This window comes from Dyadobacter sp. CY312, assembly GCF_021390535.1.
Lineage (GTDB): Bacteria > Bacteroidota > Bacteroidia > Cytophagales > Spirosomataceae > Dyadobacter.
On the sequence record NZ_JAJUXG010000046.1, the window covers coordinates 1 to 13,641 of the forward strand.

Consider the following 13,641-nt stretch of genomic DNA (forward strand, 5'->3'; position numbering starts at 1 on the left):
ACAGGTACTCTACTAAAGGCAAGAAACTCTCCAAAACAAACTAGGTTGATTAAAAACACAAACCTAGAAAAATCCTATGCGCTCCACAAGTTTTTGACTTGACCCATCCTATGCCCTCCACAAGTTTATGACTTGATCCTATTTTTGAATATTTTACTGAATTGTAATCAACAAAAAACCCTGTTAAAATAATTTAACAGGGTTTTGAATGTTTTGCAATTGCTTATTGCAGAGAGGAAGAGATTCGAACTCTCGATACAGTTACCCATATACTACCTTTCCAGGGTAGCTCCTTCAACCACTCGGACACCTCTCTTTGTGGTTAACAGGGTGCAAAGATAGCGTAAGATATTTAATAAACAAATCAGATACTCATTTCGCCACGCAATGGTTTCCCAAGCTGTTCAGCACATTTTTGTACATCATTTTCTTTGCTGAATATGTACATCATTTTAGTAATGGCTGCTTCTGCGGTAATATCCGATCCACTTACCACACCAACTTGTTTCAGGTACTTACTGGTTTGATAATGACCTTGTGTGACCTTGCCTCCGTCGCATTGGGAAACATTGAAAATTACTATACCTTTTTCAATGGCTGTTCGTATTGATTCAAGAAACCAGGCTTCCGTAGTTGCGTTACCAGCTCCATACGTTTCCAGTACAACACCTCTCAAACCTTCAATTCCTAAAATCGACTGTACTACTTTTTCACTGATGCCGGGGAACATTTTAATGAAGGCTACATTCGTATCCAAAAGTTTGTGAGCATGAAGCGGTGCCAATTCTTCCTGCGGTTTTATGAAAGGGAAATTATATTCAATCTGAACGCCGGCATTGGCCAAATATGGATAGTTTTCAGAATGGAATGCATTGAAGTCCGAGCTTTCCTGCTTTTTGGAACGGTTGCCTCTCAACAATTGCGAATTGAAATAAATGCAGACTTCCGAAAATACAGGCTTTTGATCCTCAGTTTTAGCCGCAGCCAACTCTAAGGCAGTAATGAAGTTCTCACGCGCGTCTGACCGTGCAACTCCAATGGGAAGCTGGGCACCTGTTAGAATTACCGGTTTATTCAGGTTTTCGAGCAGGTAACTTAGAGCGGAGGCCGTGTAGGCCATGGTATCGGTGCCGTGTAATATTACAAAGCTGTCATAAGCCTCATAATTTTCTTCTATGATGCCTGCCAGTTCTATCCAAATCGCAGGATTCACATTGGACGAATCGATGGGCTCTTTCAGAGAGAGAAATGTAATCCCAAAGCTTAATCTGCTGATCTCAGGCACTTTTTCAATGATCTGATCGAAATTGAAGGGAACGAGCTGTTTGCCTTTGCTTTCGTAGACCATTCCCAAAGTTCCTCCGGTGTAGATCACCAAAACGGATCCTTGCGCAGGCTCAGGAGAAATCGGGTTAATGTGAATTGTATTGTATGACATCTTCTAAATCATTTTTTATACTATGCCGCAATCATTGCCAATGCTGTTTGGCTTGTTACAGATATTACTTCTTCTTTTGAAATCGCTTTCAAATCTCCAACACGCTGCGCTACGAGATCGATGTATGCAACCTCATTTCTCTTGCCACGATATGGAACCGGTGCCAAATAGGGACTGTCGGTTTCCAGGACAACGTGTTCAAGATCAATAAAGGGGAGGACTTTATCCAGACCGCCGTTTTTGAAGGTAGCAACACCTCCAACGCCAATTTTGAAACCCAGTTCTATGGTCTTTTGCGCCTCTTCCAAAGTTCCTGTGAAACAATGGAATATGCCGGTTAGCGCCGGGTCAGCAAATTTTTCAATGAGTGCTACTGTTTCAGCAAAAGCGTTTCGGCTGTGAATGTCAATCCAGAGGTTGTGTTTCCGGGCCAACTTACATTGATATAGAAATGCCTCTTCCTGTTGTTTCACAAAGGTTTTATCCCAAAACAGATCCATTCCAATTTCTCCGATTGCAATGAACTTCCTTTTTTCGAGCCAGTTTTCTATAATACTGAGTTCATTTTCAAAGTCTTCTTTAACGTAACACGGATGTAAACCAATCATTGGAAGGCATTGATCAGGATATTGGTCAGCCAGTGCCATCATAGGTTCAATTGTGGTGTGGTCACAATTCGGCATCCAAATCTGTTTTATTCCTGCTGCCCAGGCTCTTTCCAGCATTTGATCCCGATCTTCTACATAGTCATCACTATAAATATGCGCATGCGTTTCTATCATTATTTCTTGTATTGGAGAGCTGTACGCTCGTATTTACTATTTCATTTTAAATCCTGCCTATTCAATTTTAATTTTCAGGACATCGAAAGTGCTTCAAATTTGTATCCCTTTTGAGAAAAATGTTCCAGAAACCTGGGTAGAGCATACATCATATTATTTGCAGCTTTCAGACTGTCATGAAATAATATGATGGAGCCTGGCTTGGTATATTTTATGCTTTTGGAAAGACAAACTTCCTTACTTACCTGAGCTGAAAAGTCGCCGCTCAATACATCCCACATTATGATTTCGCGCTCTTTTGGTAACAATTTGGCCTGCGCTCTTTTGATTCTGCCATACGGTGGTCGGAACAATTTGGTGGTAATCCCAAGCTGCTGGTCACAGAGAGATATATTTTCATGATAGACACTGTCCTGTGTTTTCCAGCCATTCATGTGATTATATGTATGATTCCCCACAGAATGCTCTTCATTCAGCAACTTCTGATACACATCCGGATGTTTGCGGACATTATCCCCAATACAGAAAAAGGTGGCTTTTGCATTAAAATCACGAAGTTGATCAAGTACAAATTCAGTTATTTTCGGTATCGGTCCATCATCAAATGTCAGGAAAATTTTATCCTCCTTAACCGGAACATGCCAGATGTAACGGGGATAAATCGCTTTTAACCAAAAAGGAGAATAATGCAGAAACATTGATTTAGATTTATGGAAATCGCTTCGAATTGTTCAAATTATAGTCCAAAGATAAGGATCACTTGCAGAAAAGTGGCGTAGGAAAACGCCATTGATGGTTTGGAAAAAGAGAAACCGCACATTGCTGCGCGGTTTCAGGGTATTTTATTCGAAATAGAGGTTAATTCTTGTTCTAAACGTGAGCGAAAGAAGGATTAAGCATGGAAACTGCTTTTGCTTCCAAAAACGATTCGCCCATCAGGAATTCATCAACCGCACGGGCAGCCTCACGTCCTTCACTTATGGCCCATACTACCAGGGATTGTCCGCGACGGCAGTCACCTGCGGCGAATATTTTCTCATTTGTAGTGGATTGGTAACCATGAGATTTGATGTTTCCTCTTTCGTCAAACTCAACACCAAGGTCAGTAAGTAAACCTTCCTGTTGCGGATGAAGGAAACCAGCAGCGAACAAAGCAAGTTCACAAGGTATTGTTCTTTCGCTTCCTGCAACCTCTTTCATTTGCATGCGTCCGTTTTCAGGATCTTTTTGCCAGTCAAGATCAACAATCTTGATTGCTTTCAAATGTCCGTTTTCGTCACCTATAAATTCCTTGGTATTGATAGACCAATGTCTGTCGCAGCCTTCCTCGTGAGACGTAGATGTACGCAACATCATCGGCCAGTTTGGCCAGGGTGTGCTTGAATCACGTTCTTTTGGAGGAATTGGCATCAATTCAATTTGCGTAATGGATTTCGCTCCATGACGGCCAGATGTTCCAACACAGTCAGATCCAGTATCACCTCCACCAATTACCACAACGTTTTTGCCAGTAGCAAGCAGGTCACCATTGCTGTATTTCGCACCACGGTGATCCACCACAGTATCAATACCGGCAACCCTTTTATTTTGCTGACTAAGGAATTCCATTGCAAAATGAATGCCTTTGAAATGACGTCCCTCGATTTTCACATCTCTTGGCACAGTCGATCCCATTGTCAGAACCACCGCATCAAAATCGTCCTGCAATTCGCTGGCTTTGATATCCACACCCACATTTACGCTGGTACGGAATTCAATTCCTTCCTGCCGCATTACTTCCAAACGACGGTCAATAACGTATTTGTCCAGTTTGAAATCAGGAATTCCGTAGCGGAGTAAACCTCCCATACGGTCAGCACGCTCTAACAATACCACCGTATGCCCCGCCTGATTCAACTGACTAGCCGCAGCCAGTCCTGCTGGTCCGGAACCCACCACAGCAACTTTTTTGCCGGTGCGATGTTTCGGGATACGCGGTTTTACCAGATTCAGTTCAAATGCCTTTTCGATAATTGCCTTTTCAATGTATTCAATTGCAACCGGCGGTTTGTTTATACCCAATACACATGAGGCTTCACATGGCGCCGGGCAAATTCTCCCTGTAAACTCAGGGAAATTATTGGTCGAAGAAAGAATCTCGTATGCCAGTCCCCAGTTGCTGTCATAAACAGCATCATTAAACTCAGGGATGATATTTCCCAACGGACAGCCGTTGTGGCAAAAAGGGATCCCGCAGTCCATGCAACGGGCAGATTGTTGTTTCGAATGGGCGTCAGTCGGAGCAGTTTCTATTTCTTTGTAATCGTTGATACGCTCTTCTACTGCTCTTTTCTTAGGCAATTCCCTTTCAAACTCTAAAAATCCGGTTGGTTTTCCCATTATTATTATTTCAAATTAATCGTGATTGAATTGGGCCGTTTTGTGATTTTCAGCCGACCAAAGCTTACAGCCAATAGCTACCGGCTACTTGTTACAGATGATCAACATCCACAACAATATCCTGATACACTACATTTTTGTCAGCTATTTGCTGCGCCAGTGATATACCACGTCCTTCAAGCGCTTTCTTGAAATCAGATGGCAACACTTTCACAAAAAGCTTCACCGATTCTTCCCAATTCTGGATAAGCTGGAATGCAACATTACTGGTTGTGTACTGGAAATGTTTGTCAAGATATTCACGCAGGATGCCCTGATCTTCTTCATTCAATGGATCAAGTGCAACCATTTCCATGTTCACTTTTTCACTGAAATCTCCATTTCTGTCAAGCACATAAGCAACTCCTCCCGACATACCCGCGGCAAAGTTTCGTCCTGTTTCTCCCAATACAATGGCAAGTCCGCCAGTCATGTATTCGCAACCGTGATCACCCACACCTTCCACAACAACCTTGGCACCGGAGTTACGTACGCAGAATCGCTCTCCTGCCGTTCCTCTTATGTAGGCATCACCGGAAGTAGCACCATAAAACGCTACGTTTCCAACGATGATGTTGTGTTCTGGTTTGAATTTGGAATCACGATCCGGATAAACAACTAATTCAGCTCCGCAAAGCCCTTTTCCGAAGTAATCGTTCGCATCGCCTTCCAGTTCCAGACGAAGTCCGGATGTATTGAACGCACCGAAACTTTGTCCGGCAGTTCCACGGAATTTGTAATGAATGGTTCCTTTAGGCAAACCAACACCTCCGTGTTTTTTAGAAATCTCGTTAGAAAGCATGGTTCCAACGGCACGGTTTAGGTTGTTTATCGGGAATTCTCCGTAAACTTCTTCTTTAGTTTCCAACGCCGTTTTAGCAGCTTTGATCAGTTCAAGATCAATAATGGCGTCTATACCGTGATCCTGCTCTTCCTGCTTAAACTGAGCTACATTGATGTTTCCTTCTTTGTAAAGGATGGCATCAAAGTTCAGGTTTTTATACTTCCAATGTTTGATGTCATTGCGAAGTTCCAGATACTGAGCCTGTCCAACCATTTCATTCACAGTACGGAAACCAAGCTGCGCCATAATCTCACGCAATTCTTCTGCCATGAAAGTGAACATATTTACCACGTGTTCAGGCTTACCCGAGAACAATGCGCGCAATTCTTTACGCTGTGTAGCAACACCAACTGGACAGGTATTCAGGTGACACTTACGCATCATGATACAACCAGCCGCTACAAGTGCCGCAGTAGCAACACCCCATTCCTCTGCACCAAGCAGAGCCGCAACGGCAAGGTCTTTACCAGTACGAAGCTGACCGTCGGCCTGAACCGTAACACGTCCACGCAATTTGTTACGTACAAGTGTCTGGTGCGTTTCCGCCAATCCAAGCTCCCATGGCAAACCTGCATGGCGAATAGAACTTAAAGGAGAAGCTCCTGTTCCTCCATCATAACCTGATATCAGAATATGGTCAGCATGTGCTTTCGCAACTCCGGAAGCAACCGTACCTACACCAGCCTCAGAAACCAGTTTCACACTGATTCTGGCTGCTTTATTCGCATTTTTTAGGTCAAATATCAACTGAGCCAAATCCTCAATCGAGTAAATATCATGGTGAGGAGGAGGGGAGATAAGCCCTACACCCGGAGTCGAGTGACGCGTACGCCCGATCCAGTCATCCACTTTAAATCCTGGCAACTGACCGCCTTCACCTGGTTTTGCTCCTTGTGCAGTTTTAATCTGCAACTCACCTGCATTGCTCAAATAATGGCTGGTTACCCCAAAACGTCCGGAAGCAACCTGCTTGATCTGAGAATTCATGCTGTCGCCATTTGGCAACTTGGTGTATCTCAATTCATCTTCACCACCTTCACCGGAATTCGATTTTCCCCCGATGCGGTTCATCGCAATGGCAAGCGTTGTATGTGCTTCCCACGAAATTGAACCAAAAGACATGGCTCCAGTAGCGAACCTTTTAAATATATTTTCAACTGGCTCAACTTCTTCAATCGGAATAGGATTTCCTTTTTTGAAACGAAGTAAACCACGCAACGTAAGCGCCTTATGACTTTGATCGTCAATCAGTTTAGAGAATTTCTTGAATTGCTCATAACTGTTGGTTCTGGTAGACTGCTGTAAAAGGTGAACAGACTGCGGATTGAAAATGTGCGCTTCGCCGCGTTGTTTCCATTGGTAAAAACCACCCACTTCCAGTTTCGGATGCTGCTCAGGCGTTTCGTGATAAGCCACTTTGTGACGTACCAGAATCTCACGTGCAATCTCCGATATACCCATTCCTTTGATCCGGGAAATGGTTCCTGTGAAATAACGGTCTACCACATCTTTGTTCAGACCAACACATTCGAAAATTTGTGCGCCCTGGTATGACTGCAAGGTAGAAATACCCATTTTAGAGAAGATTTTAAGCAACTCCTTATTTACAGCCTTGATATAGTTGTAATGTAATTTTTCGTCCGTAAATCCTTCGTCGATCATGCTCTTTCTGTTCATATAAGAAAGAGTTTCGAACGCCATGTAAGGACAAACACCCGCAGCTCCGTAACCGATCAGGGTTGCGAAATGGTGTGTTTCCCAAACGTCGCCCGCTTCAACCAAAAGACCAACTTTCCCTCTTAATCCTTCACGGATCAGGTGGTGATGTATGGTAGCAGTTGCAAGCAATGAAGGAATTGGTGCGTGGTCAGAGTCGATGGCACGGTCGGACAGGATAATGATCTCAAAACCATCTTCAATTGCATCCGTTGCATAGCGGCAAATTCTGTCCAACGCTCTCTCAAGCGCTTTTCCACCTTCGTCGGCACGGAAATACGTATTGATCGTTTTTGCCTGGAAACCTGCTTTATCTACAAAACGCAACTTGTCAAATTCAGTTACGGTAAGCACAGGATGCTGCAAGGCGATCTGACGGCAATGTTTCGGTGTCTCTGTAAGTATGTTTTCGGTTCCACCTACAAATGAGATCAGCGACATTATTGCACGCTCACGGATTGAATCAATCGGAGGGTTAGTTACCTGCGCGAAAAGCTGCTTGAAGTAGTTGGAAAGGTGTTGGCTTTGCTCGGAAAGTACAGCCAGCGGCACATCTGTTCCCATAGAACCGATCGCTTCAAGACCAGTCTGGCCCATTGGCGCAAGGATCATACGCAAATCCTCAGAAGTATAACCAAATGCAACCTGACGTTTCAGCAAAGCATTTTCTTCGTATGGACGATACGTTCTTATTGGTGCGTCAAGCTGGTCAACGTGCAATTTGTATTCGTCAAGCCATTGCTGATAAGGCTGACCTGAGCAAACAGTTGCTTTCACTTCTTCATCAGGAATAATGCGTCCCTGCTCCATGTCCACAATGAACATACGGCCTGGCTGCAAACGTCCTTTTGTAACAATCTTTGCCTGATCAACTTCCAGTACTCCAGCTTCCGATGCCATAATGATGGTGTCATCATCCAGTACCCAGTAGCGCGAAGGACGAAGTCCGTTTCTGTCCAGCGTTGCTCCCACCATTTTACCATCTGTAAAAGAGATAGAAGCCGGACCATCCCAGGGCTCCATAATCGCAGCATGATATTCGTAGAAAGCCTTTCTTTCGGGATCCATCTGATCGTTACCATCCCAAGCCTCCGGAACCAGCATCATCATTACGTGCGGTAATGACCTCCCCGAAAGGTGAAGCAGTTCAATGGCATTATCAAGGTTAGCGGAATCGGACTGGTTTCTGTCGCAAATAGGCAGGATCATATCCATTTCCTCTTTGCTGAAAAATTCGGAAGAGAAAGATTTTTCTCCGGCTCTGATCCAGTTCACATTTCCTTTAACAGTGTTGATCTCACCGTTGTGGGCAATGTAACGGAAAGGCTGAGCTAGTTCCCATGCCGGGAAAGTGTTGGTTGCAAAGCGGGAGTGAACCACAGCCAATGCAGAAACAACCGCTTCGTTTTCCAGATCCGGGAAATAATACTTTAACTGGGCAGTAGTTAACTGACCTTTATATGAAATGGTACGGCAAGACAAAGAAGAGTAATAGAACTTTCCTTTCGACCCTTTGACCGTATCCGTAATAAGTCGTGCAGAAACCTGACGAAGGATATAAAGCCTGCGTTCAAACGCAAGGTCTTCTGTTACATCGTCCGGGCGTTTTATAAAAAGTTGCTCTACATGCGGCTCAACAGACAATGAACCTTCTCCAAGCGTGTTGTTCAGAGTTGGTACTTTTCTGTAACCAAGCAGGTGTAATCCAAGCTTTTTAACTTTGCGGTTCAGAATATCGCGGCATTCTTCACGCATTGTTTCATCGTTAGGGAAAAATATCATCCCTACACCATACTCACCAGCCGGCGGCAGCTGAAAACCGAGCTGTAAACACTCGTCAACAAAATATTCATGGGGTATCTGTATTAAGATACCAGCCCCGTCTCCCGTGTTGGGGTCAAAACCTGTGGCGCCTCTATGCTCCATGCGTTCAAGCATGTGAATTGCATCAGCTACGATCTGGTGTGACTTGCGGCCTTTGATGTTAGCCCGGAAACCGATTCCACATGCATCATGCTCAAATTCCGGACGGTAAAGTCCCTGATTTTCTACCATTGGTTCAGACATTTGCGACATATATCGAAGAGTGTAGAGTAATTAACAAATTCGTATATAGAATTTTTATAAATAAGCACTTGAAAAAAATTGCTAAACCTCTCTTGTGTTACGAATAGGGTAAAGCCTCGCAAGATAATCATAAAAAATATTTGGTGGAATACACAAATGACAAAATTTTCTTTCATTCGCCATTTTTGATTCTTTTATTACAAATAATCTCAAAATATTGATAACATGATAACAAAGGCGTTAAAATGTTCAAAATTTGGAAATGGGTTATACGTTTGTACAACAAAAAATCTCACCCCCGTACGAGGATGAGATTTCTATATTCGTTGGTTTGAGAAGCGCTCAGGGCTCGCTCGATTCACTCACGCCTTCATAATCCTCGTCGTCGTAGTCATCATCACCAGCACCGAACTCATTTTCAAGATCATGCATAAAAACGGCGTCGATCGCTTCTTCTTTTGTGGGCAGAATGTTGATGTCCGGAATTTTCAATGCTTCAAGCGTATCTATAAAATCATCGTCACGGGTTACAAGAACTAGTAAACCCAGGTCGTTTGCGCAAAGCCAGTTAACCTTTTTCAGCACAGCTGTACCTGCGGTATCTACAGATTTGGTCAATTGCATATTCACAATGAGGTTGTGGTATCCTTCACGGAAAAGTGATCTTGCTGTTTCTTCAAATGAAGCCGGAATGTCATCAGCAAATGCCGGTTCTTCAAGATCTATAAATACGTATTGCTCTTTTTTTTCAAGTTTATGGTTCATGGCAATTTCATTTTAAGAGCCTGTTTAAATTTAGAATGTAAAATTGTTTATAGCTTATTTTTTGAAGGAAACAAGACAAGTTTTTGATGGAATAGCGAGCTATTGCGAAAAAACTTGGCGCAGATGTACTCAAAAAATAGCATAAACAAATTACAGAATGAATTTTAAACAGGCTCTAAACCAAAAAATATTTTTGCTTAGTTAAAAAATCAATTAAAACTTTTCGGATGCTTTCAATATAGCTGCTTCAATCCTTGCAACAGGATTTTCTGTTTTGCTTTTTTGGAATTTTATACCTGTTACCTTCTCATAAAGCTCAATGTAGCGATCTGAGATAAGTTGTATTCTATCGTCATCCATGGTTGGAATCGTTTGTCCCTCTTTCCCCTGGAAGCCATTCTGGATCAGCCATTCTCTCACAAACTCCTTTGAAAGTTGTTTTTGAGGAAGATTCGCTGCCTGATTTTCGGCATATACATCTTTGTAAAAATACCGTGAAGAATCAGGAGTATGAATTTCATCGATCAGATAAATGACACCTTCCTTTTTTCCGAATTCGTATTTGGTGTCAACCAATATCAAACCCTGGGCAGCAGCCATTTCGGCTCCTCTGTGATACAACGCAAGGGTATATCTTTCCAGATGCTCGTAATCGTCTGCACTCACAAGACCTTGTTTGAGTATCTCTTCTCTGGAAATATCTTCGTCGTGTCCTTCGTGCGCTTTGGTTGTCGGTGTAATGATCGGTTCAGGAAGTTTGTCGTTTTCCTTCAATCCATCGGGCAGGCTAACCCCGCATACACTTCTTTTTCCTGCGGAATACTCGCGCCATGCATGACCAGCCAGATAACCTCTCACTACCATTTCGACCGGGAAGGGAACACATTTAACGCCAATGGTCACATTCGGGTCCGGAACCTCTTCCAGCCAGTTTGGAACAATGTCAGAAGTGGCATTGAGAAAATATGCAGCAATCTGATTCAGCACCTGTCCCTTAAAAGGTATAGCGCGGGGAAGTATTACGTCAAATGCGGATATACGATCCGTTGCTACCATCACCAGGTGCTTTTCGAAGGAATAAACATCGCGCACTTTTCCTTTGTAGAAGGCCGTCTGATTTGGAAACTGGAAGTTGGTTTCTGATATACTGTTCATTGGTTTTTTATAAAAATTACCACTCAATTTGCTCGTTCTGCTCCGTTTTCTTTGCATACTGCTTTCGTCGGAGCTGGTAAATATATTGGGATTCGTTCGATTTCATTGCATCCAATATTGCCCGTGCCTGATCCTCAGACATATTCATTGCTTTCAGACTTTGAAGCAGCTGATCCCGTTTTACGTTTTCTTCCACCTCGGTATTTGCCGGTTTGTTCACCGGTGGAGTCTGTGTGCTTGCCAGTTGTTCTGTTTTCTTTTTTACGGCTTTTTGCGCTGGCATCAGTTCCAGGCCGGAATATTTGTTTTTTAAAATGATAAAATTATGCCTCGCTACATCATTACCAGGCTCAATTTGCAGAGCTTCCTTTAAACTGGTTAGGGCAGATGCTGTATCCTTCTGGTTTACTTTTATTAACGCAATCTGCTGATTGGCTGCGGAAGCGATTCTTTTATCGTCCACGCGCCTCAGTAACCGGTACTGTTGCAGGGCAAGGTTATATTTCCCGGCCAGGAAATAGGAATGAGCCATGTTTAATCTGGCTGCCGGCTCAGAGAATAAAGAACCATAGGTGATCTGATGATATAGCTCCGCGGCCCGCAGATATTGTTTGTTTTCATAAGATTTTTCGGCACCCGCTTTCCTTTCGTTGGCTTTGGTTATGGAATCGAAGTTTCGATTGTCCATGAGCCATAGCAATACATAAAGGATGAGTGATGTCATGAAAAAACAATGTTTGATGCACAAAAATAAGAAGAGATCGTTAGAGACGAAACGTTCCGATGGTAATTAACACGTCGAGCAGGATTAAAATCAGTGCCGCACCCAAAAAATAATAGTATTTATTGCTCGCCACAGTTACCGTTCTGGAATCAACCAAGGTTCCTTCCGCGTTATTGATATCGGTGATCATCCTGCCCACCTCATTCTTGGAGTTACTGAGCTCATAATAATCCCCCTTGGCGTTCGCGGCAAATGATTGCAGAAATCCTTCATCCAGTTTTGTGATCACAATCTTTCCGCTTTGATCCTGAAGCGGTTTTCCGTTGGCGCGAATACTGATCCCATTTTTTGTTCCCACTCCCACTACATAAGTGCCGATTCCAAAGCGTCTCAGATTGTTGTAAAGGCTTCTGCTGCAATCGCCTCTGTTTTCGCCGTCTGTAAAAACAATCACCATTTTTGACCGGCTTGTGGGGTCCGTCCCGTTCATTAGTTTATTAAAAGCCAACTCTGCGGCTGAGCAAATATTGGTTCCACTGGTTGGTAGCAGGTCTGTCTGAAGAGAATGAATGAAAAGTTCAAGTGCAGCGACGTCGTACGTAAGCGGAGCTTGTACGAACGCTTCATTAGAAAAAACAATGATTCCAATTCTGTTTGCCCGTTGGTTCTGTATGAAATGATTCATCTCAAACTTAACTTTTTCCAGGCGGGATGGGTTTACATCGGCCGCGTCCATGGATCTGGATAAATCAACAAGCATTAATATGTCCTTTCCTTTTGCCGATATTTCTCTTTCTGCTTCTCCAAAGGATGGCCCGAGCAAACTTATGATGAGCAGAACCAGAGCAACACTACGTAAGAAGAGCTTGATGATGATGGTTCGTGCAGTGGTTTTTAATTGGCGTGCAACACGAATTGTACGGATTATATAGGCAACGTATACGAGAAGGAAAAAAAAAATGAAAAAATATTCTGTGCTCCCTATTGGGTAATTCCAGTTCATACTGAACGTTTTGTGTAATTTAAAGTTTTTCAAAAATAGGGGTTTTATCGCTCCTGATAAAGTTTTTTCACTTAAATGTTTGCTTTTGTAATTGACAACCTCCTATATTTGCAACCCAGAACGGAAAGAAGGAGGGATGGGTGAGTGGCTGAAACCAGTAGTTTGCTAAACTGCCGTACTCGCAAGGGTACCGCGGGTTCGAATCCCGCTTCCTCTACACTGTTTCTAATTTGGATGAATTTGATTTTAAGATTAGCAAAATTTAAAATCAAATTATTGGGAAAATAACTCGGGGAGTGGCGCAGCCCGGTAGCGCATCTGGTTTGGGACCAGAGGGTCGCAGGTTCGAATCCTGTCTCCCCGACAAAAGAGTTAAAATCTGGTTTAAGATCAGAAAATGGTAAACAAAAATAGGCAGTAGGCCGTATGCAGATGACTGCGAACCGCTGACTGCCTATTTTGTTTTAGTAAAGGGTCCGGTAGCTCAGCTGGATAGAGCAACTGCCTTCTAAGCAGTAGGTCATGTGTTCGAATCACATCCGGATCACGTTAAGTTCAATGGCTGCCTCAAAAGGGTAGCCATTTTTTTGTGAAATGATGTAGGCTGTTTTGGGTCAAGTCAAAAATGGGTCAAGTCAAAAACTTGTGGAGCGCATAGGATTTTTCTAGGTTTGTGTTTTTAATCAACCTAGTTTGTTTTGGAGAGTTTCTTGCCTTTAGTAGAGTACC

Annotated in this window: 9 protein-coding genes and 4 tRNA genes; 3 read left to right on the forward strand and 10 right to left on the reverse strand. The window is 43.1% G+C overall.

Translation table 11 applies throughout. The features are described from left to right. Nucleotides 1–229 precede the first annotated feature (229 nt). The 10 genes from LZG71_RS30155 to LZG71_RS30200 all read right to left on the reverse strand — a co-directional run bounded on the left by LZG71_RS30155 (nucleotide 230) and on the right by LZG71_RS30200 (nucleotide 12,912). Nucleotides 230–316, reverse strand: a tRNA-Ser gene (locus LZG71_RS30155). 48 nt (nucleotides 317–364) lie between these two features. Then, nucleotides 365–1,438 (reverse strand): asparaginase, encoded by a 1,074-nt coding sequence (locus LZG71_RS30160; RefSeq protein ID WP_233826976.1) that lies wholly within the window; start codon nucleotides 1,436–1,438, stop codon nucleotides 365–367. Nucleotides 1,439–1,458: 20 nt separating this feature from the next. Next, nucleotides 1,459–2,220 carry a TatD family hydrolase gene (locus LZG71_RS30165; protein ID WP_233826978.1) on the reverse strand — a complete coding sequence of 254 codons (762 nt, stop codon included), beginning with the start codon at nucleotides 2,218–2,220 and terminating at the stop codon, nucleotides 1,459–1,461. A gap of 74 nt (nucleotides 2,221–2,294) precedes the next feature. Next, the gene (locus LZG71_RS30170) at nucleotides 2,295–2,918 is read right to left on the reverse strand and encodes a polysaccharide deacetylase family protein (protein WP_233826980.1); all 624 of its coding nucleotides are present in this window, start codon (nucleotides 2,916–2,918) and stop codon (nucleotides 2,295–2,297) included. Nucleotides 2,919–3,090: 172 nt separating this feature from the next. Further along, nucleotides 3,091–4,599 carry a glutamate synthase subunit beta gene (locus LZG71_RS30175; RefSeq protein ID WP_233826982.1) on the reverse strand — a complete coding sequence of 503 codons (1,509 nt, stop codon included), beginning with the start codon at nucleotides 4,597–4,599 and terminating at the stop codon, nucleotides 3,091–3,093. A 91-nt stretch (nucleotides 4,600–4,690) separates the two neighbouring features. Continuing rightward, the gene (gltB, locus tag LZG71_RS30180; protein ID WP_233826984.1) at nucleotides 4,691–9,274 is read right to left on the reverse strand and encodes a glutamate synthase large subunit; all 4,584 of its coding nucleotides are present in this window, start codon (nucleotides 9,272–9,274) and stop codon (nucleotides 4,691–4,693) included. A 333-nt stretch (nucleotides 9,275–9,607) separates the two neighbouring features. After that, nucleotides 9,608–10,030, reverse strand: a complete 423-nt coding sequence (locus tag LZG71_RS30185) for an STAS domain-containing protein (RefSeq protein WP_233826986.1) — start codon at nucleotides 10,028–10,030, stop codon at nucleotides 9,608–9,610. A gap of 213 nt (nucleotides 10,031–10,243) precedes the next feature. Beyond that, nucleotides 10,244–11,185 (reverse strand): phosphoribosylaminoimidazolesuccinocarboxamide synthase, encoded by a 942-nt coding sequence (locus tag LZG71_RS30190; protein ID WP_233826988.1) that lies wholly within the window; start codon nucleotides 11,183–11,185, stop codon nucleotides 10,244–10,246. A gap of 16 nt (nucleotides 11,186–11,201) precedes the next feature. Further along, nucleotides 11,202–11,909, reverse strand: coding sequence for a hypothetical protein (locus tag LZG71_RS30195; protein WP_233826990.1), 708 nt, complete (start codon nucleotides 11,907–11,909; stop codon nucleotides 11,202–11,204). A gap of 40 nt (nucleotides 11,910–11,949) precedes the next feature. After that, complete coding sequence (locus LZG71_RS30200; protein ID WP_233826991.1) at nucleotides 11,950–12,912, reverse strand: VWA domain-containing protein; 963 nt, start codon at nucleotides 12,910–12,912, stop codon at nucleotides 11,950–11,952. Nucleotides 12,913–13,042: 130 nt separating this feature from the next. Here LZG71_RS30200 and LZG71_RS30205 point away from each other — a divergent pair. From LZG71_RS30205 to LZG71_RS30215, 3 genes are all read left to right on the forward strand, one after another. Beyond that, nucleotides 13,043–13,129 (forward strand) — tRNA-Ser (locus tag LZG71_RS30205). 73 nt (nucleotides 13,130–13,202) lie between these two features. Then, nucleotides 13,203–13,276: transfer RNA gene (locus LZG71_RS30210), tRNA-Pro, on the forward strand. Nucleotides 13,277–13,385: 109 nt separating this feature from the next. Then, nucleotides 13,386–13,459: transfer RNA gene (locus tag LZG71_RS30215), tRNA-Arg, on the forward strand. Nucleotides 13,460–13,641: the final 182 nt, after the last annotated feature.

Coding starts and splice junctions, on each gene's coding strand:
- LZG71_RS30160 (WP_233826976.1), bottom strand. CDS start 1,438: ATGTCATACAATACAATTCACATTAACCCGATTTCTCCTGAGCCTGCG.
- LZG71_RS30165 (WP_233826978.1), bottom strand. CDS start 2,220: ATGATAGAAACGCATGCGCATATTTATAGTGATGACTATGTAGAAGAT.
- LZG71_RS30170 (WP_233826980.1), bottom strand. CDS start 2,918: ATGTTTCTGCATTATTCTCCTTTTTGGTTAAAAGCGATTTATCCCCGT.
- LZG71_RS30175 (WP_233826982.1), bottom strand. CDS start 4,599: ATGGGAAAACCAACCGGATTTTTAGAGTTTGAAAGGGAATTGCCTAAG.
- gltB (WP_233826984.1), bottom strand. CDS start 9,274: ATGTCGCAAATGTCTGAACCAATGGTAGAAAATCAGGGACTTTACCGT.
- LZG71_RS30185 (WP_233826986.1), bottom strand. CDS start 10,030: ATGAACCATAAACTTGAAAAAAAAGAGCAATACGTATTTATAGATCTT.
- LZG71_RS30190 (WP_233826988.1), bottom strand. CDS start 11,185: ATGAACAGTATATCAGAAACCAACTTCCAGTTTCCAAATCAGACGGCC.
- LZG71_RS30195 (WP_233826990.1), bottom strand. CDS start 11,909: ATGACATCACTCATCCTTTATGTATTGCTATGGCTCATGGACAATCGA.
- LZG71_RS30200 (WP_233826991.1), bottom strand. CDS start 12,912: ATGAACTGGAATTACCCAATAGGGAGCACAGAATATTTTTTCATTTTT.